The sequence below is a fragment of the Streptomyces sp. NPDC033165 genome (assembly GCF_055577965.1).
Genome location: NZ_JBVIPK010000001.1, coordinates 99,931 through 121,678, shown reverse-complemented (window position 1 = coordinate 121,678; position 21,748 = coordinate 99,931). Strand labels below are relative to the sequence as shown.

The window sequence follows — 21,748 nt, the reverse complement described above, 5'->3', positions numbered from 1 at the left end:
ACGGGCCCGGGCCCGCGCGCGTCGAGATGCCGGTTCAAGTCCGGCCCGCAGAGCTCCGATCTGCGGTGGTCCAAAGGCAGGACGCGACGACATCATGACTGACCCGGACCCTTAAACGTGCCGGCGTGCCCGATGGGCGGCACCCACAGGGCCCGGAGGCCGGCTACGCCTCCGGGCCCGCTCCCGTTTCCGGAGCTCCCCAGCCCGGGTCCTCGGCCGGATCGAGCCCGCCCTCCACGCCCGCCCCCACCAGCTCGGCCGTGGCGAACTGGGTGTGGACGGGGAAGGGGCAGAGGGCACCGGTCACTGGCGGTATCCGTTCAGGAAGCGGCCGATGCGGCTGATCGCCGCGTCGAGGTCGTCGGCGTGCGGGAGGATCAGGATGCGGAAGTGGTCCGGGCGCGGCCAGCTGAAGCCCGTGCCCTGCACCACCTGGATCTTCTCCCGCAACAGCAGGTCCAGCACGAACTTCTCGTCGTCGACGATCGGGTGCACCTTCGGATCGATGCGCGGGAAGGCGTACAGCGCGCCCTTCGGCTTGACGCACGAGACCCCGGGGATCTCGTTCAGCCGTTCCCAGGCCCGGTCGCGCTGTTCGTGCAGTCTGCCGCCGGGCGCGACCAGTTCCCGGATGGACTGCCGCCCGCCGAGCGCGGCCTGAATGGCGTACTGCGCGGGGGCGTTGGGGCAGAGCCGCATGGAGGCCAGCATGGTGAGGCCCTCCAGATAGTTGCGGGCGTGCTGCCGCGGGCCGGAGACCACCATCCAGCCGGAGCGGAACCCGGCCACCCGGTACGTCTTCGAGAGTCCGCTGAAGGTGAGGCAGACCAGGTCCGGGGCCAGGACCGCCGCGCTGTGGTGCTCGGCCCCGTCGTAGAGGATCTGGTCGTAGATCTCGTCGGCGAACACCATCAGCCCGTGCCGGCGGGCCAGGTCCAGGATTCCTTCGAGGATCTCGCGCGGATAGACGGCGCCGGTGGGATTGTTCGGGTTGATGATCACGACGGCCTTGGTCCGGTCGGTGATCTTCGACGCCATGTCGGCGAGGTCCGGGTTCCAGTCGGATTCCTCGTCGCAGACGTAATGCACGGCCTTGCCGCCCGCGAGCGTGGTCACCGCGGTCCACAGGGGGAAGTCCGGGGCCGGGATCAGCACCTCGTCGCCGTCCTCCAGCAGCGCCTGCACGGCCATCGAGATCAGCTCGGAGACCCCGTTGCCGAGGAAGACGTCGTCCACGCCGACCTCGGTCAGGCCCATGGCCTGGTAGCGCTGGGCCACCGCCCGCCGAGCGGAGAGGATGCCGCGCGAATCGGTGTAGCCGTGGGCCTGGGGCAGCATCCGGATCATGTCCTGGACGATCTCCTCCGGCGCCTCGAAGCCGAACAGCGCCGGATTGCCCGTGTTGAGCCGGAGCACGCTGTGCCCCGCCTCCTCCAGGGCGTTGGCGTGCTCGATGACCGGGCCCCGGATCTCGTAACAGACCTCGTTGAGCTTGCTGGACTGCTGGAACTCCATGCGGTGCCTCCCCGAGCCGAACTGCGATACTTGGTTTTACCAAGCTTGAGCTTGGAAAGTCCAACAACATGTCTAGACTGCGTCGCATGCCACGTCAGCAGCCCACCGCACCACGCACCGTCAGACGCCGGAGCTACGACCAGTTCTGCGCCGCCGCCCGCGCCCTCGACTCCGTCGGCGACCGGTGGACGCTGCTGATCGTCCGTGAACTGCTGGGCGGGCCGCGCCGGTACACCGACCTGCACGCCGATCTGCCCGGCGTCAGCACGGACGTCCTGGCCTCCCGCCTCAAGGACATGGAACAGACCGGACTGGCCGTACGCCGCAAGCTGCCGCCCCCGGCCGCGGCATCGGTCTACGAGTTGACCGAGCGCGGCCGCGGCCTGCTCCCGGTCCTCGCGGCTCTCGCCGACTGGGGCGCCCCGGCACTCACCGAACGCCGCCCGACCGACGCGGTGCGGGCCCACTGGTTCGCGCTGCCGCTGTTGCGTGCGCTGGCCGGACTCACCCAGGACGGTGTTCTGGAAGTCCGCCTCGACGAGGGCGAGTTCCACGTCCGTACGGGAACGGGAAGGGGGGCGGTGGCAGCGGGGGCCGACGACGCCGAGTTGTACGGCCGGATGTACGGGTACGGCCCCGCGGACCACGCCGACGCCCGCATCACCCTCGACGCGGCCTTGTGCCTGGAGCTGGGGCGGGGCGAAGCCACTCTCGCGGAGGCGGTCGAGGACGGCCGCATCGAGGTGTCGGGGGAGGGCCCGCTCGCCGCCGAACTGCGGGGCGCCTGACGCGCCGGCGGGGATGATGGGGGCGTGCGACTCGAAGCGATCACCTGGGAACGGCTGGCCGACGAGCTGGCCCGGCACGCCGACGGCCTGACCGCCCCCGACGGAGCCCCCCGGCTCGCCCTCGGCATCGACGGTGCCCCGGCCGCCCGCACCGGCGACCTGGCCGAACGCGTCGCCGAGAGGTTGCGGCTGCGCGGCCGGGCGGTGCTCGTGGTGTCCACCGAGGGCTTCCTGCGCCCGGCGAGTCTGCGGTTCGAGTACGGGAAGGAGGACCCGGACTCGTACGCGGACAGCTGGTTCGACACCGGGGCGCTGTGGCGCGAGGTGTTCGGCCCCCTGGAGGCGGGCGGCTCGGGCCGGGTGCTGCCGGACCTGTGGGACCCCGCGACGGACCGGGCCACGCGCACGCCGTATCACCCGTTGCCGGAGGGCGGGGTCGTCCTCGTGCACGGCCCGCTGCTGCTGGGGCACTGGTTCCCGTTCGCACTGAGCGTCCATCTGCGGCTGTCTCCCGGGGCGTTGCGGCGGCGGACGGAGGAGCCGGAGCGCTGGACGCTGCCCGCCTTCGCGCGGTACGAGGACGAGGTGGGGCCTGCGGAGCGGGCGGACGTGGTGGTACGGGCGGACGACCCGCGGCATCCGGCGTGGTCGGGGCTGCCGGGCTGAGGCGGACGGCTGAGCCGACGGGAAGGTCTGAGCTGGTTCGGGCGCACGGCCGTCGGCCACGGGTATGGGTGGCCCCATCGGTCACGCGGGTGGGCGGCCGCCCACCGTGGTCACTGCTTCCGCTCCGGCCCGGCAGCCCGCCGCCGCGGCCGCCCTGTCGTCCGCCCCGGCGAGCAGGGCCGCGAGGAACCCGCCCGTGAACGCGTCGCCCGCGCCCGTCGAGTCGACCGGGTCGCGGACGGGTGGGGCGGGGATGCGGCCGATGACCTCACCCCCGGCGGCCAGCACGGCTCCCCGTTCGCCCAGCGTCACGGCGACGCGCGGGAAGCGCCGGCTCAGCTCGGCCGCCGCGGCCTCGGGTTCGGGCAGCCCGGTGAGCAGCCGGGCCTCGTCCGCGTTCGGCAGCAGCAGCTCCGCCCCCTCCGTGAACTCCAGGAACCGCTCCGGCCCCAGCTCGGCGAGGAACCCGGCCGACGCCGGATCCACGCTCACCGCTACGCCCCGTTCCACGGCGGTGCGCAGGGCGAGGAGAGCGGCAGCCCGGCTCGTCGCGGCGAACAGGAGGTAGCCGGAGAGATGCAGCCGCCCGACCCCGTCGAGCATCGCGGGCGAGAAGTCCTCGGCGGCGAGCCGCAGCACCGCCCCGCTGTCGGTGAGGAACGTGCGCTCGGCGGCCGGGTCCACCAGGGCGATGACGGTCGCCGTCGGCACCTCCTCGTCCACCGTCAGGAGCGCCCGTACCCCTGCCCGTTCCAGCGCCTCCCGGTGCCACTCGGCGGACTCCGCCCCTGCACGGGCGAGCAGTGTCACCTTCGCGCAGCCCGAACGTACCGCCCAGCAGGCGACGTTGGCCCCCGCCCCTCCCGGCAGGGTCCGGATCCGGGCCGCCGTGTCCGTACCGTGCGCGAGAGCCGGCCCGTGCCGCGCCACCACGTCCGTGACCACGTCCCCGACGACGAGGAGCCCGCCGCCCGCCGCCGGGCGGTTCACCGTACGGCCGCCGCGACGGAGATCCGGGCCGCGAGGCGCACGTTACCCCGTACCGCCGCGAGGTTCGCCTCCAGCGACGCCCCCTCGGTCCGGCGCATCAACTGGTCCAGCAGGAAAGGCGTGACGCCCTGCCCCGAGATGCCGCGCTCCCGGCACGCGTCCAGCGCCTCCGCCAGCACCCGGTCGTGCAGAGCGGGGTCCAACTGATCCTCCTCCGGTACGGGGTTGGCGACGATCAGCGCGGATTCCGTGCCACCCAGAGCGTCCTTCGCCCGCATCACCTCGACCACCTCCTCGGGGCTGTGGGCCGTCCAGTCGACCGGTTCGCCGGAGCTGCTGAGGTAGAAGCCGGGGAAGTGCTCCGTGCCGTAACCGAGGATGCCGACGCCGAGGGTCTCCAGCCGCTGGAGGGTCGCCGGGACGTCGAGGACCGACTTCACGCCCGCGCAGACCACGGTGATCCCGGTGCGCGCCAGCAGCCGCAGGTCGGCGGACTCGTCCTGGTTCGCGGCCCATTCCCGGTGTACGCCGCCGAGCCCGCCCGTCGCGAAGACGCCGAGGCCCGCCCGCGCGGCCAGGAACGCCGTCGCGGACACCGTGGTCGCGCCGCTCGCTCCGGCCGCGAGTGCGGGGGCGAGATCGCGGTGGCCCAGCTTCCGCACGGCCGGATCGGCGGCCACCCGCTCCAACTGATCCTTGTCCAGGCCCACATGGGCCCGCCCGTCCAGGACCGCGACGGTGGCCGGGACCGCGTCGGAGGACCGGACGAGCGCCTCCAGTTCCAGGGCGACCTGGAGGTTCCTGGGGCGCGGCAGCCCGTGCGCGATGATCGTCGACTCCAGGGCCACGACGGGCAGCCCGGCGCTCAGAGCGGCGCGCACCTCTGCCGAGAGCACCGGCTCGTAGGGGTTCCGCCCGTCCGGAGGGAGCTGTTCCGGAGAGCTCTGTGCCGGTGGGCTCTGTTCTGCTGGGTTCTGTTCCGCTGGGTTCTGTGGCATGCCCCATCCCTGTCGCGGGCGGGGCGGGTGCAAACCACGGAAGGAGCACGTCCGGCCGGTCCTGGTCGCGGCTCGGCCGGAACCGGTCGCTAAGGTGACCGGCCATGACGACAAATGACCAGGCCCCCGCTTCCTTCGCCGTGCACATCCCGGACGCCGAGCTCGTTCCGGAACCGCTGGATCCGGCACAGATCGTTTCGGGCGATCCCGCGGTGACGGGCAAGGTGCTGTGGGAGTCGGCCGACGGCAAGCAGACCCGGGGGATCTGGCAGATCACGCCCGGCGTCGTCACGGACACCGAGGCGAACGAGCTGTTCGTGGTCGTCAGCGGACGGGCGACCGTCGCGGTCGAGGGCGGGGCGACGCTGGAGATCGGTCCCGGGGACGCCTGCGTTCTGCGCGAGGGCGACCGGACGACCTGGACCGTCCACGAGACGCTCCGCAAGGCGTACCACATCAGCCTCTGACGACTCGGGCATGAGCGGCCCGGGTCAGGCTTTGAACCGGCTCTGGTTCCGGCCTTGGCCCTACCGTTCCGGCTCCGGTTCCGGCCTCCGGCCCTACCGTTCCGGCTCCGGTTCCGGCCTCGGCCCTACCGTTCCGGCTCCGGTGCCGGCCTTGGTTCTTCCGCTTCGGCTCCGGTTCCTCTCCGGCTCCGCTCCTGGGCGCGGCTCCGGTTCCGGTTCCCGATCCGGCTCCGGTCCTGGGTGCGGTGGCACCGGAGCCCTTCCCGGGGTGGCGGCCCGCCCCGGCCGGGCGACGCCTCAGCCGCGGCCGACGGCCCCGGGGCGCAGGCTCCGGCGCAGGGCGAGCGCTGCGACCGGCAGGACCAGCGCGGCGCCGATCGCGTTCAGTGGGCCGTATCCCCACTGGGCGACGATCACACCCGCGGCCGCTCCGCCGAGGCCGGCGGCCGCGTTCATGGTCAGGTCCGACAGCCCCTGCACGGCCGCCCGCGCGGCCTGCGGCACCGCGTCGGTGAGCAGCGCGGAACCGGCGATCATGCCCGCGGACCAGCCGAGGCCGAGCACGAACAGGCCGACGGCGGTCTGCCCGTGCCGCGGCCCGGCCGTGCCCGCGAGCAGAGCGGCGCAGCTCAGCAGTCCGACCGCCAGGCCGATCACGGTGAGTCGGCCGAACTGGTCGGCCAGCTTGCCCATCACCGGCGAGAACGCGTACATCCCCGCGATGTGCCCGCTGATGACGAGCCCGATCAACTGGAGATCGGCACCGTGGCGGCCCAGGTCGACCGGGGTCATGACCATGATCGACACCATCGCGGTGTGTGACAGGGTGACCGTCACCAGGGCCAGCCGGGCCATCGGCGACTCCCTGACGGCCTCGACCCCGGCACGCAGGGAACGCTTCCCGGGAGCCGACGATTCCTCCGGGGCCAGGGCACGGGCCGTGAGCAGCGGGTCCGGGCGCAGCGCGAGGGCCACGACGAGCCCCGCGAGCAGGAAGACGGCCGCCGAGCACAGGTAGGGCCCCGCCGCCTCGGGCACCGGCGTACCGCGGAACAGCCGGCTCGCCGGGGCCGAGATATTGGGCCCCAGCACCGAACCGATCGTGGTGGCCCAGACGACCGTGGAGATCGCCCGGCCCCGCCGCTCCGGCCCCACCAGGTCGGCCGCCGCGAACCGCGCCTGGAGTCCGGCCGAGGAGCCCGCCCCGAACGCCGCCATGCCGAGGAGCAGCAACGGGAAGCTCGGCAGCATCGTGGCGAGGACCACCAGGCCGCCGCCCAGCGCGCCGATCAGGTAGGCCAGCACCAGACCGGCCCGTCGGCCCCGGGACGTCATCAGGGCGGCCAGCGGCAGCGACAGCAGCGCCGTGCCGGCGACGGACGCGGTCGGCGCCAGCCCGGACAGTGCATCGGACCCGCTCACCTCGGCGGCCAGCATCGGCGCCAGGGCGATACCGACGGCCACACCGAGGCCGCCGAGTATCTGGCTGACGATGAGCACGGCGGACGTCCGGCGTTGGAGGGCGGGCAGCCCGGCGGCCGTGACCTGGGGGAGGGAGAGTGGTGGCGTCACTGGCGCAGTGTGCCATCGGTCCCGCGCCCCGATGCACCCGGACGGGTGACCCCGGCCGCAGCGAGGCCACGGGGGGAGCAGGGCGTCGGTCCGACCGCGCGGCTGCCATGGACACAGCTGGAACAGCCGAAACAGCCGAGACAGCCGGAACAGCTGGAACAGCCGGAACAGCGACCGCCTCCCGCCCCCGGACGTTTTTAGAACAGCGGCTGCGGCAGGACCCCCTCCAGCGCCAGCAGCTGCCGCTTGGTCTCCAGGCCGCCCCCGAACCCGCCCAGACCCCCGTCGCTCTCCACCACCCGGTGGCACGGCACCACCACCGGCAGCGGATTGGACCCCATGGCCGCTCCCACCGCCTGAGCGCCGTCCGGCCGGCCCACCCGCGCCGCCAGCTCCCCGTAACCGATGACCGCGCCGTACGGCACCCCCGAGGCCAGCTCGCGCAGCGCCTCGCGCTGGAAGCCCGCTGTCAGCGACCAGTCCAGCCGGAGGCCGAAGTCCTGCCGCTCGCCCGCGAAGTACTCCGCGAGCGCGCGTATCGCCTCGGCCAGGCGATCGGATCCGGGCGCCTCCACCGGCTCCGCGCCGAGCCGGGCCCGCAGCTGACCGAGCGCCGCGTCCCGGACGGCGGGGCGGGCGTGGAAGGCCACGGTCACCAGCCCGGCGGAGGTCGCGGCGAGGAACAGCGGCCCGATGGCACTCGACACGACGGACCACTCCACGGTCGGTCCACCGGCGCCCCCGGAACCAGCCCAGCCGTCCACCGCGCTGTCCGCCACGCCGTTCACACTGTCCATGCCGACCACCGTACGACCCACCACTGACAACGCCGGATCGCCTTCGACGGTCGGCCCAGCCGAGCCGCGCCGAGTCCAGCTCGGCCGAGCCGAGCCGAGCCGAGCCGCCGAACCGAGTCCGGCTCGGCTCAGCTCGTCGCGTCCCGTACCACGTCGGGATAGTTGGTGATGATCCCGTCGACCCCGAACGCACGCGCCTTCGCCGCCTTGGCCGCGTCGTTGACCGTCCACGTGTTGACCCGCAGGCGCTTGCCGTGCGGGCCCTTGAGCCGCTGCACGGCTGCCACGTAATCGGCGCTGATCGTCGCGTACGAGGGGTTGATCTGATCGGTGAACGCCGCGTAACCGGGCAGATCGGCCACCGCGGGCGTGCCCAGGAAGCCGGTCGTGATGTCGGGGCGCAGGGCATGCACCTTCCGCACGCTGTCGGCGCCGAAGCTCTGGATGACCAGGCGATCCCGTACATGGGAGCGGTCCAGCCACCCTGCCTTCCGCAGTACGCGGACGATGTCCCGTTCGATACCCGGATAGGTCCCGGGGCTCTTGATCTCCAGGAGCAGCTTCTGGCGGTTGCGCTCCAGACGGTGCAGGAACTGCGTGAGAGTCGGTACCCGGACCCCGGTGAACTGCGTCCCGAACCAGCTGCCCGCGTCGAGTTTCGCCAGCTCCGCCGCGGTGAAGTCCTTGACCGCCCACGGCGCCCGGTCCGGGAAGATCTGCTCGACGTTCGTCGTGCGCCTGAGGCCGGTGTCGTGCAGCACGACGAGCACGCCGTCGCGGGTGCGCTGCACGTCGTTCTCCACCCAGTCGATGCCCAGCGCGTCGGCCGCGTCGACGGCGGCGAGGGTGTTCTCCGGTGCGTAGCCGGACGCCCCCCGGTGGGCGATGAGGACCGGGTTCGTCCGCTGTGCCGAAGCCTCGGTCCGGTCGGCGGCGGGCAGCAGCAGAGCGCCGGCGCCGACCAGGGCGACGGCGGTGGTGGAGGCGGTTGCGGTGCGTACGAACACGGGAACTCCTCGCATCGGAGTGTGCGGACACGCCGAGACTGACAGCGGCTTGCCAACGCCGGGCAGGGAGGCGATGGCCACGGCATGAACGGAACTTTCGCCTCGGGAGTCCGGTGAAGACTGCCGGAGATCCGGCGGAGAACGCCGGAGCCCACGCGGGGAGCATGAGGCCAGGTTCACTTCCTGGGGCACCGTGCCGATAAAATGCACGTTCTCCATCTGCCTGCCGGGACTCGCCCCTCAGGGACCCCCTCGACCCCGGGTCTTCTCGAAGGGCGTGTCCGTATGCAGGGAACGGTCGACATGCAGGGAACGGTCGACGGGTTCACCTACGGACTGGTGACCCCCGTCGTGGCGTTCCTCATGGCCGGCCTGGGGGCCGCCCTCGGACTCCGCTGCACCATCAGGTCCCTGCGCACCGCACGCTCCTTCACGACCGGCTGGCTGGCTCTCGGCGCGCTGTCCATCGGATCCGGCATCTGGACCATGCACTTCGTCGCGATGACGGGCTTCAGCGTCAAGGAGGCACCGATCTCCTACGACAAGCCCCTCACCTTCGCCGGACTGGCCTTGGCCGTCGTCATGGTCGGCATCGGCATCTACATGGTGGGGTACCGGGGCGCGACCCGCATGGCGCTGATCACGGGCGGCACCATCACCGGCCTCGGCGTGGCGTCGATGCACTACCTGGGGATGGCGGGCATGCGTCTGGAGGGACAGCTCGCCTACGACACGCCCCTGGTCGCCCTCTCGGTGCTGATCGCCGTGGCGGCCGCCACGGCCGCGCTGTGGGCGGCCGTCTCCCTCCGCGGGCTCCTGGCCAGTCTCGGCGCGAGCGCCCTGATGGCCGCCGCGGTCACCGGAATGCACTACACGGGAATGGCCGCCCTCGACGTGCACCTGCACCTGCCGCCCGAGATGCCCGGCGTGCTGCCCGGTGACCACCCCACCGAGACGATCGGCCCGATGCTGATCGGCCCCGGCTGCTTCCTGCTGCTGGCCGCGCTGGTGCTCATGTTCGACCCGCGCGCGGTGACCGACGAACCGGAGCGGCGCCCAGGGGCCCGGGAGGCCGCCGTACGGCCCCGGTACCGCTGATCCGGGGCTGTTGTCAGTGGGGAGCCGTACGGTGGTTGCATGCGGCCCGTTTCCAAGATCGAACGTTCGGTGGCGCCCTTCGAGGTCGTCAGTCCCTACCAGCCCAGCGGCGACCAGCCGGCGGCCATCGCCGAGCTGGAGCGGCGCATCCGCGCCGATGAGAAGGACGTCGTCCTGCTCGGCGCGACCGGCACCGGCAAGTCGGCGACCACCGCCTGGATGATCGAGAAGCTTCAGCGACCGACCTTGGTGATGGCGCCGAACAAGACGCTCGCCGCCCAGCTGGCCAACGAGTTCCGCGAGCTCCTCCCGAACAACGCGGTGGAGTATTTCGTCTCGTACTACGACTACTACCAGCCCGAGGCGTACGTCCCGCAGTCGGACACCTACATCGAGAAGGACTCCTCCATCAACGAGGAGGTCGAGCGGCTGCGCCACTCGGCGACGAATTCGCTGCTCACCCGGCGCGACGTCGTCGTGGTCGCCTCCGTCTCCTGCATCTACGGCCTCGGTACGCCCCAGGAGTACGTGGACCGCATGGTCCGGCTCAAGGTCGGCGAGGAGATCGACCGCGACCAGCTGCTGCGCCGCTTCGTCGAGATGCAGTACACCCGCAACGACCTGGCGTTCACCCGTGGCACCTTCCGGGTCCGCGGCGACACCATCGAGATCTTCCCGGTCTACGAGGAGCTCGCCGTCCGCATCGAGATGTTCGGTGACGAGATCGAGGCCCTGTCCACGCTTCACCCGCTGACCGGCGAGGTCATCAGCGAGGACCCCACGGTCCACGTCTTCCCCGCCAGCCACTACGTCGCGGGGCCCGAGCGCATGGAGAAGGCCGTCGGGGGGATCGAGCGGGAGCTGGAGCAGCGCCTGGCCGAGCTGGAGAAGCAGGGCAAGATGCTGGAGGCCCAGCGGCTGCGCATGCGCACGACGTACGACATCGAGATGCTCCGCCAGATCGGCACCTGCTCCGGCGTCGAGAACTACTCGATGCACTTCGACGACCGCGCCCCCGGCACCGCCCCCAACACCCTCCTCGACTACTTCCCGGACGACTTCCTGCTCGTCCTGGACGAGTCCCACGTCACGGTCCCGCAGATCGGCGCGATGTACGAGGGCGACGCCTCCCGCAAGCGGACCCTCGTCGACCACGGCTTCCGGCTGCCCTCCGCGATGGACAACCGGCCGCTGAAGTGGGAGGAGTTCCTGGAGCGGATCGACCAGACGGTGTATCTGTCGGCCACACCGGGGAAGTACGAACTCTCGCGTGGCGACGGGTTCGTCGAGCAGATCATCCGCCCCACCGGCCTCGTCGACCCCGAGGTCGTGGTCAAGCCCACCGAGGGCCAGATCGACGACCTGGTGCACGAGATCCGCAAGCGCACCGAACGCGACGAGCGGGTCCTGGTCACCACGCTCACCAAGAAGATGTCGGAGGACCTCACCGACTACTTCCTGGAGCTCGGCATCCAGGTCCGCTATCTGCACAGCGACGTCGACACCCTGCGCCGTATCGAGCTGCTGCGCGAACTGCGCTCCGGTGAGTACGACGTGCTCGTCGGCATCAACCTCCTGCGCGAGGGCCTCGACCTCCCCGAGGTGTCCCTCGTGGCCATCCTCGACGCCGACAAGCAGGGCTTCCTGCGCTCGGGCACTTCGCTCATCCAGACCATCGGCCGCGCCGCCCGAAACGTGTCCGGCCAGGTCCATATGTACGCCGACAAGATCACCCCGGCGATGGAGCAGGCGATCGACGAGACCAACCGCCGCCGCGAGAAGCAGATCGCGTACAACACCGAGCGCGGCATCGACCCGCAGCCGCTGCGGAAGAAGATCAACGACATCGTCGCCACCATCGCCCGCGAGGAGGTCGACACCGAGCAGCTCCTCGGCACCGGCTACCGGCAGGGCAAGGAGACCAAGGCCCCGGTGCCCGCGCTCGGCGGCAAGGCGGCCGAGGCCGGGGCGAAGGGCCGGACGGCGGCCTCGGCCGGCGCGGTGGTCAGCGACCGCCCCGCGACCGAACTGGCCGGGATCATCGAGGAGATGACCGAGCGGATGCGGGCCGCCGCCGCCGATCTGCAGTTCGAGGTGGCCGCCCGGCTCCGCGACGAGGTCGGCGAACTGAAGAAGGAACTGCGCCAGATGAAGGAAGCGGGCCTCGCCTGATTCCGCCGAGCCGGGCCCGGGGCGCCCGGTGTGTTGCAAGACCGACACAAAAACGGACCGAACCTGCTGCCGCCCGAGGGGGAATGCGTAGGGTGCGGGGAAACCGCACACGGACGGTTGCGGGGCAATGCCGAGAGGGGACAGCGCGTGACGGTCAATATGACCAAGGGTCAGGCCATCAGCCTGCAGAAGAGTGACGGGGGGACCCTGACCGCGGTACGGATGGGGCTCGGCTGGCAGGCGGCTCCGCGCCGCGGCCTGTTCGGCTCGCGCACCCGGGAGATCGACCTGGACGCCTCGGCGGTGCTCTTCGCCGACAAGCAGCCGGTCGACGTCGTGTTCTTCCGCCACCTCGTCAGCGATGACGGCTCGGTCAAGCACACCGGCGACAACCTGGTCGGCGGCGCCGGCTCCGGCGGGGACGACGAGGCGATCCTCGTCGACCTCCAGCGCGTGCCGGTCCACATCGACCAGATCGTCTTCACGGTGAACTCCTTCACCGGGCAGACCTTCCAGGAGGTCCAGAACGCCTTCTGCCGCATCGTCGACGAGACCAACGGCCAGGAGCTCGCCCGGTACACGCTGGACGGCGGCGGCCAGTACACCGCCCAGATCATGGCGAAGGTGCACCGCGCGGGCAGCGGATGGCAGATGACGGCCCTCGGCAACCCGGCCAACGGCCGCACCTTTCAGGACCTGATGCCGTCCATCCTGCCGCACCTGTAGGCGGCGGACCGGGCCGGAACGGACGGGATCGGCCCGGCTCCGTACCGGACCGGTACCGGTCTCGGCACGAGCAGCTCCCGGAGGCACCCGCCGCCGGGAGCTGCCCCACGCACGGCATACATCAGCACCGGCACAACGCGAACGCGGCACCGCACGAAACGCGCGACACCGCGCGGCACCGCACCCGTGGGCGCGGGCCATCGTCGAGGGGGACAGGGCAATGACGGCCGAACTGGTCCGGGGGCAGAACCACACCTTGCCCCAGACCCGTCTGGAGATCCGGGTGTCCGCGGGCACGCCCGTCATCGCCGGAGCGACCCTCGGCGATGAGCGGGGCACGGTGCGCGGCGCCGAGCGGATCGCCCACCCCGGCGCACCCCAGCTCCCCGGGCTCGAAGTCTCCCAGCAGGCGGCGGCCGACCACCGGCTCGCCGTCGACCTGGAGGCGCTGCCTGCCGAGGTGCACCGGGTGACCGTGCTGCTGGCGCTGCCCGTGGGCGTCGGCGGCCCGGTGCGCTTCGGCGCGGTCCCCGCCCCCTTCGTCGCTGTCACCGGCCTCGACGGCGCCGAGATCGCCACCTTCACGCTGACCGGCCTCGACGCCGAGTCCGCGGTCAGCGCCCTGGAGCTCTACCGCCGCCAGGGCGCCTGGAAGGTCCGCGCCGTCGGACAGGGGTACGCGGCGGGGCTCGCCGGAATGCTCGCCGACCAGGGCGTGGCCGACGCCGACGCCCTGGCCGGTTCCATACAGGAGGCCGTCACCCGGGGGCTGGCCCGCTCCGTGGCGCCACCGCCGCCCCGGACCCCGGAGGGCGACCGCGTACGGCAGGCCAACGGCCCTGCGGACCGCCGCCGGCCGTCGGCCTCCCCGGCGACCCCGGCCGCCCAGCCCTCCGAGCCGCTGACCGACCCCGCCGCACCCGGCCCGCCGACCGCCGCGGGAGGGCCCATCGACTACGCCCACCCGCGCCGCCGGCACGCCGCGCCCCCGTCGCCGCCGCCCACCGCACCCCCGGCCCAGCCCGGGCAGCCCGCGCAGCCGGTCGCCGGGGACGCCACGGGCTGGTCGATGGACGAACGCCTCTACAACCAGATCTGGGGCATGTTCGAGGATCTGGCCCGGGCGGTGGCCGCCTATCGCAGTGCCGTGGACTTCGCCGAGTCCCGGATGAGCCAGGAGCTCGACCACGTCCTGTCCGACCCGCGCAACCGGATCGGCGGCGCGGGCGACCACGCCCGCGCGCAGGCCCGCGCCAAGCGTGACGAGCTGACCGCCCGGGCCCGGGAGGCCCTCGACCGGGACCTCGGCCAGCTGGCCGCCGAGGCGGCCGTCGTCGAGCCCGCGCTCCCCGCCGCGTACGCGGGCTGGGGCAACCCCGTCTGGCACGCCCACCGCATCCCCATGGAGATACCGATGGCCCTGCGCATCGGTGACCTCCATCTGCCCGAGCGCACCGACCTGCGCATCCCGTTGCTGGTCCGGCTGCCGCTGGAGCGCGGGATGTGGGTGGACAGCGGCCGGACGGCGTCCGAGGCCGCCGCCCTGACGGACTCCGACCGGTTGCGCCGACTGGCCATGGAGACCGCGGTGGCCCACGCGGCCCGGCTGCTCGCGGTGTATCCGCCCGGTGAGTTCGCGGTGCACGTCATCGACGCGGCGGGTGCCGCGGCCGGTCCGCTCGCGCCGCTGGTCGAGGCGGGGGTCCTCGCCGGGCCGCCCGCCGCGGGACCCGGGGGAGTGTCCTCGGTCCTGGCCCACCTCACCCGGCGGGTGGACCTGGTGCAGATGGCGGTCCGGGCCGGGGCGGCCGACTCGCTCCCGCCGGACCTGGACACCGCCGAGCAGCTCCTCGTCGTCAACGACTTCCCGCTCGGCTTCGACGACCGGGCCGTCACCCAGCTCCGCTACCTCGCCGACGAGGGCCCCTCGGTCGGGGTGCACCTCCTGATGGTCGCGGACCGGGAGGACGCCACCGCGTACGGGCCGGTGCTCGACCCGCTGTGGCGTTCGCTGCTGAGGATCACCCCGGTCGCCGACAATCACCTCGCCGACCCCTGGGTCGGGCACGCCTGGACGTACGAGCCGCTGGCGATTCCGCCGGCCAGCCGTGTCCTGGAGCAGGTGCTCACAGCGGTGGCAGCCGCTCGCCGGGCTGCGGGCCGCTGATCAGGCAGCAGCCCCGACCTGCGAATTTGACTGTCCCTTTACCATTTCCTTTACCTTTCCTTGGTGGTGCCTGTACTGTTCGGGGTACGGAGGGGAGTACTCCTTACGCGACGTCCCGTCAATACGGACCGTTGACCGGTCCCGGGGCGTCGGCCCAGGCGCGCCGTGCGCCAGGGTGGAAGAGACCTTCGGCAGCGACGACGCTGAATCAGTAGCCGTAGCGAACTGCCGGAGGCGCAGTGGACGTTTCATGGACCCTTTGGGCTCTGACCATCTTCGGTCTGTCAGCCCTGATCGCCGTCGACTTCTTCATCGGGCGCAAGCCCCATGACGTGTCGACCAAGGAAGCAGGGATCTGGACGATCGTCTGGATCGTGCTGGCGGTCATCTTCGGACTCGGCCTGCTGGTGTTCGGCAACAGCCAGGCCTCCGGCGAGTTCTTCGCCGGATTCATCACCGAGAAGTCGCTGAGCGTCGACAACCTCTTCGTCTTCGTCCTGATCATGGCGAAGTTCTCGGTGCCCTCGCACCTCCAGCAGCGGGTACTGCTGATCGGTGTGCTGATCGCCCTGGTGCTCCGGGCGATCTTCATCGCCGCCGGCGCCGCCGTGATCGCGAACTTCTCCTGGGTCTTCTACATCTTCGGCGCGTTCCTGATCTACACCGCCTGGAAGCTCATCCAGGAGGCACGGGCCGGTGAGGAGGAAGAGGAGTTCGAGGAGAACCGTCTCCTCAAGTCGATCGAGCAGCGCTTCGGTGTCGCCGACCAGTACCACGGCACGAAGCTCTTCATCCAGCGGAACGGCAAGCGCATCCTGACCCCGCTGATGGTGGTCATGCTCGCCATCGGCACCACCGATGTCCTGTTCGCGCTGGACTCCATCCCGGCGATCTTCGGCCTGACCCAGGACCCGTACATCGTGTTCACGGCCAACGCGTTCGCGCTGATGGGTCTGCGCCAGCTGTACTTCCTCATCGGCGGTCTGCTGAAGAAGCTGGTCCACCTCAGCTACGGCCTGTCGGTGATCCTCGGCTTCATCGGCGTCAAGCTGGTGCTGCACGCCCTGCACGAGTCCGGGGTGGACGTCCCCTCGATCTCCATCCCCTTCTCCCTCTCCGTCATCTGCGGCGTGCTGGTGATCACCACGGTCACCAGCCTCATCGCCAGCAAGAAGCAGACGGCGGCCGAGGCGGAGAAGGCCGAGAAGGCGGAGGCCGTCGGCCCCGCCGACGAGGAGAGCGAGCGCGTCGGCAGCTGACCCCGGGCCGCCCGGAGCGGCAACAGGGACACACCGGCAGCGGCCGGGGCGGGAACGGCGAAGACCGTTTCCACCCCGGCCGCTGTGCGTGCGTGACCGGTCGGCGTGCGCCCCGGCGGGGGATCGCGACCGGGGGCCCGGGTGACCGGGCGGTACGCGACCGGTCGGCGGCGTTGCCGACCGCGGGCGCGCTACTCGGGCGGGCGCTGCTACTGGCCGCGGGTGTGCCACTCGGGCAGGCGGGGTTACCAGCCGCGGGTGTGCCACTCGGGCAGGTGGGGCCGCTCGTCGCCGAGCGTGGTGTCGTGCCCGTGGCCGGGGTAGACCCACGTCTCGTCCGGCAGCCGGTCAAACAGCTTCGTCTCGACGTCGTGCAGCAGGCTCGCGAACGCCTCCGGGTCCTGGTGCGTGTTCCCGATCCCGCCGGGGAAGAGGCAGTCCCCGGTGAACAGGTGCGGGGCCCCGTGCGGGTCGTCGTAGACCAGCGCGATGGAGCCCGGAGTGTGACCGGTCAGATGGCGGGCGGTCAGCTCGACCCGGCCCACGGTGATCGTGTCGCCGTCCTCGACCAGGACGTCGGTCGGCACCGGGATGCCCTCGGCGTCGTAGCGGCCCGCGTACGTCCGGGCGCCGGTGGCCGCCACCACCTCGGCCAGTGCCTGCCAGTGGTCCCCGTGCTGATGGGTGGTGACGACGGAGGCGATGCCGTCGTCACCGATCAGGGCGAGCAGGGTCCCCGGCTCGGCGGCCGCATCGATCAGCAGCTGCTCGCCGGTGGCCCGGCACCGCAGCAGATAGGCGTTGTTGTTCATCCCGCCGACGGCGACCTTGGAGATCATCAGGTCCGCCAGTTCATGCACGCTCGCCGGTCCGCCGACCTTCACCGCTCCGCTGTACGTCATGCGGCTCAGCCTATAGCGGGGGCAGGGCGGGCAGCGGGCCCCCGGCCACCGTCAGGGCGGAGCCGTCACGGCGTCCGGCGAGCCAGCCCAACAGCCCGGCGGCCGTCCCCTGGACCGTGACCAGGGCACTCCGCGGACCGCCCCCGGTGCTCCAGGTGCGGCCGTCCTCGTCGGTCAGCGCGGTGGCGGGCACATCGGGGTTGCCGGTGAAGCGCTCGGCGAGGAAGGCGATCTCCCGGGACGTGAAGTCCGCGGGCAGGTCCTCCAGCTCGTAGCCCACATCGAGGTCGACGTGGTGCACGTCCACCTCGATCCAGCGGCGGAAGGGGATCCGGGAGGCCGGGTCCGTCACGCCGTTGCGCAGGGTGACGATACGAGTCCAGTCCGCCGGTTCCGCGGCGGTCGCGAAGAGGCGGTCCGCGCTCTCCCGGAGGTCGGCCAGCTGCTCGGCCAGGGGGCGCGAAGCGCCCTCGGCGATGTCGGCGTCCCGGGTTTCGCTGCTCGCGTACATCGGGAGACCCCGGAGAACATTTCCGAGCGCGTCGGCGTTACGTGACAGGTGGGCCAGTACATGGCCCCGACTCCATCCGGGCAGCCGTGACGGCTCGGCGACAGCGGCGTCGTCCAGTTTGCCGACTGCGTCGAGCAGCCGTTCGGTCGCTTCGCGTACAGCTCCCAGGTCGTGCGCATGATCCATCATGCGGCCGAGCCTAGCCCTGCCACTCGTTCGGGTGAAGGAGTGGCAGGGTGACCGTAAATCGAATGTGCGTGCTATACGCTCGGAGTCGAAAGCTTCGTACACCGCTGTGGCGCCCCCCATACCCTGGGACAGGGGCTCAGTTCCCCCGCTTCTCTCTAGAAAGGTGCGGACCGGCGTGGCCGACCGTCTCATCGTCCGTGGCGCGCGCGAGCACAACCTGAAGAACGTCTCGCTCGACCTGCCCCGTGACTCCCTCATCGTCTTCACCGGGCTCTCCGGGTCGGGCAAGTCGTCCCTCGCGTTCGACACGATCTTCGCCGAGGGGCAGCGGCGCTACGTGGAGTCGCTCTCCTCGTACGCCCGGCAGTTCCTCGGCCAGATGGACAAGCCGGACGTCGACTTCATCGAGGGGCTTTCGCCCGCCGTCTCCATCGACCAGAAGTCCACCTCGCGCAACCCGCGCTCGACGGTCGGCACCATCACCGAGGTCTACGACTACCTCCGGCTGCTCTTCGCCCGGATCGGCAAGCCGCACTGCCCCGAGTGCAGCCGTCCCATCTCCCGCCAGTCGCCGCAGGCCATCGTCGACAAGGTCCTCGGCCTGCCCGAGGGCAGCCGCTTCCAGGTCCTCTCGCCGCTGGTGCGCGAGCGCAAGGGCGAGTTCGTCGACCTCTTCGCCGACCTCCAGACCAAGGGCTACAGCCGGGCCCGGGTCGACGGCACCACCATCCAGCTCGCCGAGCCGCCCACGCTCAAGAAGCAGGAGAAGCACACCATCGAGGTGGTCGTCGACCGTCTCACCGTCAAGGACAGCGCCAAGCGCCGGCTGACCGACTCGGTCGAGACCGCGCTCGGCCTCTCCGGCGGCATGGTCGTTCTGGACTTCGTCGACCTCCCCGAGGACGACCCCGAGCGTGAGCGGATGTACTCCGAGCACCTCTACTGCCCGTACGACGACCTCTCCTTCGAGGAGCTGGAGCCGCGCTCCTTCTCCTTCAACTCGCCCTTCGGCGCCTGCCCCGACTGCACCGGCATCGGGACGCGCATGGAGGTCGACCCCGAGCTGATCGTCCCGGACGAGGAGAAGTCGCTCGACGAGGGCGCGATCCACCCCTGGTCCCACGGCCACACCAAGGAGTATTTCGGCCGGCTGATCGGCGCGCTCTCCGAAGCCCTCGGCTTCCGCACGGACATCCCCTGGGCCGGACTGCCGCAGCGCGCCAAGAAGGCACTCCTCTTCGGTCACAAGATCCAGACCGAGGTCCGCTACCGCAACCGCTACGGGCGCGAGCGCGCCTACACGACCCCCGCCTTCGAGGGCGCGGTGCAGTTCGTGAAGCGGCGGCACACCGAGGCCGAGAGCGACTCCAGCCGGGAGCGCTTCGAGGGCTATATGCGCGAGGTGCCCTGCCCGACCTGTGAGGGCACCCGCCTCAAGCCGATCGTCCTCGCGGTGACGGTGATGGAGAGGTCCATCGCCGAGGTCGCCGCGATGTCGATCAGCGAGTGCGCCGAGTTCCTCGGCCGCCTCAAGCTGAACGCCCGCGACAAGAAGATCGCCGAGCGGGTCCTCAAGGAGGTCAACGAGCGGCTGAAGTTCCTCGTCGACGTCGGCCTGGATTACCTCTCACTGAACCGCGCGGCGGGCACCCTGTCCGGCGGCGAGGCCCAGCGCATCCGGCTGGCCACCCAGATCGGTTCCGGCCTGGTCGGCGTGCTGTACGTCCTGGACGAGCCGTCCATCGGCCTGCACCAGCGCGACAACCACCGACTCATCGAGACCCTGGTCCGCCTCCGCGACATGGGCAACACGCTCATCGTCGTTGAGCACGACGAGGACACCATCAAGGTCGCCGACTGGGTCGTCGACATCGGCCCCGGCGCCGGTGAGCACGGCGGCAAGGTCGTCCACTCCGGCTCTTTGAAGGAGCTGCTGGCCAACAAGGACTCGGTCACCGGCCAGTATCTGTCGGGCAAGCGGTCGATCCCGACCCCCGACATCCGCCGCCCGGTCGACCCGGCCCGCAGCCTCACCGTCCACGGCGCCCGGGAGAACAACCTTCAGGACATCGACGTCTCCTTCCCTCTCGGCGTCCTCACCGCCGTCACCGGTGTCTCGGGCTCCGGAAAGTCGACCCTGGTCAACGACATCCTCTACACCCACCTGGCCCGCGAGCTGAACGGCGCGAAGTCGGTGCCCGGCCGCCACACCCGGGTCGACGGCGACGACCTCGTCGACAAGGTGGTCCACGTCGACCAGTCGCCGATCGGCCGGACCCCCCGGTCCAACCCGGCCACGTACACCGGGGTCTTCGACCACGTCCGCAGGCTGTTCGCCGAGACGATGGAGGCGAAGGTGCGCGGCTATCTGCCGGGCCGCTTCTCCTTCAACGTCAAGGGCGGCCGCTGCGAGAACTGCTCCGGCGACGGCACGATCAAGATCGAGATGAACTTCCTGCCCGACGTGTACGTCCCGTGCGAGGTCTGCCACGGTGCGCGCTACAACCGGGAGACCCTGGAGGTCCACTACAAGGGCAAGTCCATCGCCGAGGTGCTGGACATGCCGATCGAGGAGGGCCTGGAGTTCTTCGAGGCCGTCCCGACGATCGCCCGCCACCTCCGTACGCTCAACGAGGTCGGCCTCGGCTATGTGCGGCTCGGCCAGTCCGCGCCCACCCTCTCCGGCGGCGAGGCACAGCGCGTCAAGCTGGCGAGCGAGCTCCAGAAGCGGTCCACCGGCCGCACGGTCTACGTCCTGGACGAGCCGACCACCGGTCTGCACTTCGAGGACATCAGCAAGCTGATCACCGTGCTCTCCGGCCTTGTCGACAAGGGCAACTCGGTGATCGTCATCGAGCACAACCTCGATGTCATCAAGACCGCCGACTGGGTCGTCGACATGGGCCCCGAGGGCGGCAACGGCGGCGGTCTGGTCGTCGCCGAGGGAACCCCGGAGCAGGTCGCCTCGGTCCCCGCGAGCCACACCGGGAAGTTTCTCCAGTCCATCCTGGACGCGGACCGGATCAGCGAGGCCGCAGTGCCCTCGGGCGGGGGGACGCCCCGCAAGGCGGCCGCCCGCAAGACCGCCCCGGCGAAGAAGTCGGCGGCCACGAGGACGGCGGCCGCGGCCAAGAAGGCCACGGCGGCCAAGGCGAAGGCGACGGTGACCAAGGCGACGGCGACCAAGGCGAACGCCGCCAAGAAGACCACCCGGGCCCGCAAGGCCTGAGCGCGGCCTTCACCGACCGCGGCGGCCCCCCCTGCCACAGGAGGAAAGGGGGCTGCCGCGGTCTGCCGGGGCAGCGGGTACGGCCCGGCCGCAAGGCTTCCACCGGCCGCCGGTATCGTCGGTTCTGTCACCGGCGCCAGGGGGCGTGGTCGTCGCCCTGACGCATGTCCGGCGACCCCACCCGCACCACGGTGATCCTCACCCACACCCACCGTGATCCGCTCCGAGCCGCTGATCCGCCTCGAACGACAACCCGTGGAGTCCGCATGCCCGGCCTGCCCGCCGCCCGCCGTACCGTGCTGAAGGGGGCCGCGCTCGCCGGTGCCGCCGGGCTGGGGGCGGCCGCCTGCTCGACCGAGTCCAAGCTCGGCCACGCCAAGAACCCCGTCCCGACCGCGCCCGTCGACCTCGGAGCCGCCGCTGACGTCCCCGTCGGCGGAGCCAAGCTCTACCGCGAGCAGCGTCTCGTCGTCAGCTGTCCGGCGAAGGGCGAGTACAAGGCGTTCAGCGCCCAGTGCACCCACGGCGGCTGCGTCCTGACCAAGGTCGAGGGCACCGAGGGCCACTGCGCCTGCCACGGCAGCCGGTTCGACGCGACCACCGGCGAGGTCGTCCAGGGCCCGGCCACCGTGCCGCTGCCCTCCGTCCCCGTCACCGCCGAGGGCGGAAAGCTCGTCGCGGGCCCCGAGGCCTGA

The 21,748-nt window shown here is 71.5% G+C and carries 19 protein-coding genes; 10 read left to right on the top strand and 9 right to left on the bottom strand.

Annotated features, from left to right (window positions below; translation table 11 throughout):
- Positions 1 to 163 precede the first annotated feature (163 nt).
- Both ACZ5WC_RS00590 and ACZ5WC_RS00585 read right to left on the bottom strand, forming a co-directional pair.
- Complete coding sequence (locus ACZ5WC_RS00590) at positions 164 to 307, bottom strand: hypothetical protein (protein WP_468538613.1); 144 nt, start codon at positions 305 to 307, stop codon at positions 164 to 166.
- The gene (locus ACZ5WC_RS00585) at positions 304 to 1,515 is read right to left on the bottom strand and encodes a pyridoxal phosphate-dependent aminotransferase (RefSeq protein WP_468538612.1); all 1,212 of its coding nucleotides are present in this window, start codon (positions 1,513 to 1,515) and stop codon (positions 304 to 306) included. The genes ACZ5WC_RS00590 and ACZ5WC_RS00585 overlap by 4 nt, the downstream gene beginning before the upstream one ends.
- Positions 1,516 to 1,601: 86 nt before the next feature.
- On the opposite strand from ACZ5WC_RS00585, the gene ACZ5WC_RS00580 reads away from it, so the two are divergent.
- Together ACZ5WC_RS00580 and ACZ5WC_RS00575 are read left to right on the top strand one after the other, a co-directional pair.
- On the top strand, positions 1,602 to 2,303 hold the full coding sequence (locus ACZ5WC_RS00580) for a winged helix-turn-helix transcriptional regulator (RefSeq protein WP_468538610.1): 702 nt from the start codon (positions 1,602 to 1,604) through the stop codon (positions 2,301 to 2,303).
- Positions 2,304 to 2,327: 24 nt separating this feature from the next.
- Positions 2,328 to 2,969 (top strand): nucleoside/nucleotide kinase family protein, encoded by a 642-nt coding sequence (locus ACZ5WC_RS00575; protein ID WP_468538609.1) that lies wholly within the window; start codon positions 2,328 to 2,330, stop codon positions 2,967 to 2,969.
- Positions 2,970 to 3,050: 81 nt separating this feature from the next.
- Here ACZ5WC_RS00575 and ACZ5WC_RS00570 read toward each other — a convergent pair whose 3' ends face one another.
- Complete coding sequence (locus tag ACZ5WC_RS00570) at positions 3,051 to 3,959, bottom strand: carbohydrate kinase family protein (protein ID WP_468538607.1); 909 nt, start codon at positions 3,957 to 3,959, stop codon at positions 3,051 to 3,053.
- Positions 3,956 to 4,957, bottom strand: coding sequence for a pseudouridine-5'-phosphate glycosidase (locus tag ACZ5WC_RS00565; RefSeq protein ID WP_468538605.1), 1,002 nt, complete (start codon positions 4,955 to 4,957; stop codon positions 3,956 to 3,958). The genes ACZ5WC_RS00570 and ACZ5WC_RS00565 overlap by 4 nt, the downstream gene beginning before the upstream one ends.
- A gap of 104 nt (positions 4,958 to 5,061) precedes the next feature.
- Between ACZ5WC_RS00565 and ACZ5WC_RS00560 the strand changes: the two genes are divergently transcribed.
- Positions 5,062 to 5,424 (top strand): cupin domain-containing protein, encoded by a 363-nt coding sequence (locus ACZ5WC_RS00560; protein ID WP_468538603.1) that lies wholly within the window; start codon positions 5,062 to 5,064, stop codon positions 5,422 to 5,424.
- 297 nt (positions 5,425 to 5,721) lie between these two features.
- Here ACZ5WC_RS00560 and ACZ5WC_RS00555 read toward each other — a convergent pair whose 3' ends face one another.
- The 3 genes from ACZ5WC_RS00555 to ACZ5WC_RS00545 all read right to left on the bottom strand — a co-directional run bounded on the left by ACZ5WC_RS00555 (position 5,722) and on the right by ACZ5WC_RS00545 (position 8,800).
- Positions 5,722 to 6,996: an MFS transporter gene (locus ACZ5WC_RS00555; RefSeq protein ID WP_468538602.1), complete on the bottom strand. Its 1,275-nt coding sequence runs from the start codon at positions 6,994 to 6,996 to the stop codon at positions 5,722 to 5,724.
- Positions 6,997 to 7,193: 197 nt separating this feature from the next.
- Positions 7,194 to 7,793: a methylated-DNA--[protein]-cysteine S-methyltransferase gene (locus ACZ5WC_RS00550; RefSeq protein ID WP_468538601.1), complete on the bottom strand. Its 600-nt coding sequence runs from the start codon at positions 7,791 to 7,793 to the stop codon at positions 7,194 to 7,196.
- 128 nt (positions 7,794 to 7,921) lie between these two features.
- On the bottom strand, positions 7,922 to 8,800 hold the full coding sequence (locus ACZ5WC_RS00545; protein WP_468538599.1) for a glycerophosphodiester phosphodiesterase family protein: 879 nt from the start codon (positions 8,798 to 8,800) through the stop codon (positions 7,922 to 7,924).
- 303 nt (positions 8,801 to 9,103) lie between these two features.
- Between ACZ5WC_RS00545 and ACZ5WC_RS00540 the strand changes: the two genes are divergently transcribed.
- The 5 genes from ACZ5WC_RS00540 to ACZ5WC_RS00520 all read left to right on the top strand — a co-directional run bounded on the left by ACZ5WC_RS00540 (position 9,104) and on the right by ACZ5WC_RS00520 (position 16,222).
- Complete coding sequence (locus ACZ5WC_RS00540) at positions 9,104 to 9,898, top strand: MHYT domain-containing protein (protein ID WP_468538597.1); 795 nt, start codon at positions 9,104 to 9,106, stop codon at positions 9,896 to 9,898.
- Positions 9,899 to 9,937: 39 nt separating this feature from the next.
- Positions 9,938 to 12,070 (top strand): excinuclease ABC subunit UvrB, encoded by a 2,133-nt coding sequence (uvrB, locus tag ACZ5WC_RS00535; RefSeq protein ID WP_468538595.1) that lies wholly within the window; start codon positions 9,938 to 9,940, stop codon positions 12,068 to 12,070.
- A 147-nt stretch (positions 12,071 to 12,217) separates the two neighbouring features.
- Positions 12,218 to 12,796 (top strand): TerD family protein, encoded by a 579-nt coding sequence (locus tag ACZ5WC_RS00530; RefSeq protein WP_096629140.1) that lies wholly within the window; start codon positions 12,218 to 12,220, stop codon positions 12,794 to 12,796.
- Positions 12,797 to 13,016: 220 nt separating this feature from the next.
- Positions 13,017 to 14,963 carry a TerD family protein gene (locus tag ACZ5WC_RS00525; RefSeq protein ID WP_468538594.1) on the top strand — a complete coding sequence of 649 codons (1,947 nt, stop codon included), beginning with the start codon at positions 13,017 to 13,019 and terminating at the stop codon, positions 14,961 to 14,963.
- 239 nt (positions 14,964 to 15,202) lie between these two features.
- Positions 15,203 to 16,222: a TerC family protein gene (locus ACZ5WC_RS00520; RefSeq protein ID WP_468538593.1), complete on the top strand. Its 1,020-nt coding sequence runs from the start codon at positions 15,203 to 15,205 to the stop codon at positions 16,220 to 16,222.
- 245 nt (positions 16,223 to 16,467) lie between these two features.
- On the opposite strand, the gene ACZ5WC_RS00515 is transcribed toward ACZ5WC_RS00520, so the two are convergent.
- Complete coding sequence (locus ACZ5WC_RS00515) at positions 16,468 to 17,124, bottom strand: MBL fold metallo-hydrolase (protein WP_468538591.1); 657 nt, start codon at positions 17,122 to 17,124, stop codon at positions 16,468 to 16,470.
- Between the two features lie 10 nt (positions 17,125 to 17,134).
- Positions 17,135 to 17,824 carry a maleylpyruvate isomerase family mycothiol-dependent enzyme gene (locus ACZ5WC_RS00510; protein ID WP_468538589.1) on the bottom strand — a complete coding sequence of 230 codons (690 nt, stop codon included), beginning with the start codon at positions 17,822 to 17,824 and terminating at the stop codon, positions 17,135 to 17,137.
- Positions 17,825 to 17,999: 175 nt separating this feature from the next.
- Between ACZ5WC_RS00510 and uvrA the strand changes: the two genes are divergently transcribed.
- Both uvrA and ACZ5WC_RS00500 read left to right on the top strand, forming a co-directional pair.
- Entirely contained in the window at positions 18,000 to 21,053 is a 3,054-nt protein-coding gene (gene uvrA / locus ACZ5WC_RS00505; protein WP_468538587.1) for an excinuclease ABC subunit UvrA, read from the top strand.
- Between the two features lie 266 nt (positions 21,054 to 21,319).
- Entirely contained in the window at positions 21,320 to 21,748 is a 429-nt protein-coding gene (locus ACZ5WC_RS00500) for a Rieske (2Fe-2S) protein (RefSeq protein ID WP_468538585.1), read from the top strand.

What these genes read in the sequence shown, in the direction of transcription:
- ACZ5WC_RS00500 (WP_468538585.1), top strand. Translation starts at nt 21,320, where the DNA reads ATGCCCGGCCTGCCCGCCGCCCGCCGTACCGTGCTGAAGGGGGCCGCG.
- ACZ5WC_RS00550 (WP_468538601.1), bottom strand. Translation starts at nt 7,793, where the DNA reads ATGGACAGTGTGAACGGCGTGGCGGACAGCGCGGTGGACGGCTGGGCT.
- ACZ5WC_RS00560 (WP_468538603.1), top strand. Translation starts at nt 5,062, where the DNA reads ATGACGACAAATGACCAGGCCCCCGCTTCCTTCGCCGTGCACATCCCG.
- ACZ5WC_RS00525 (WP_468538594.1), top strand. Translation starts at nt 13,017, where the DNA reads ATGACGGCCGAACTGGTCCGGGGGCAGAACCACACCTTGCCCCAGACC.
- uvrB (WP_468538595.1), top strand. Translation starts at nt 9,938, where the DNA reads ATGCGGCCCGTTTCCAAGATCGAACGTTCGGTGGCGCCCTTCGAGGTC.
- ACZ5WC_RS00565 (WP_468538605.1), bottom strand. Translation starts at nt 4,957, where the DNA reads ATGCCACAGAACCCAGCGGAACAGAACCCAGCAGAACAGAGCCCACCG.
- ACZ5WC_RS00510 (WP_468538589.1), bottom strand. Translation starts at nt 17,824, where the DNA reads ATGATGGATCATGCGCACGACCTGGGAGCTGTACGCGAAGCGACCGAA.
- ACZ5WC_RS00580 (WP_468538610.1), top strand. Translation starts at nt 1,602, where the DNA reads ATGCCACGTCAGCAGCCCACCGCACCACGCACCGTCAGACGCCGGAGC.
- ACZ5WC_RS00540 (WP_468538597.1), top strand. Translation starts at nt 9,104, where the DNA reads ATGCAGGGAACGGTCGACGGGTTCACCTACGGACTGGTGACCCCCGTC.
- ACZ5WC_RS00515 (WP_468538591.1), bottom strand. Translation starts at nt 17,124, where the DNA reads ATGACGTACAGCGGAGCGGTGAAGGTCGGCGGACCGGCGAGCGTGCAT.
- ACZ5WC_RS00585 (WP_468538612.1), bottom strand. Translation starts at nt 1,515, where the DNA reads ATGGAGTTCCAGCAGTCCAGCAAGCTCAACGAGGTCTGTTACGAGATC.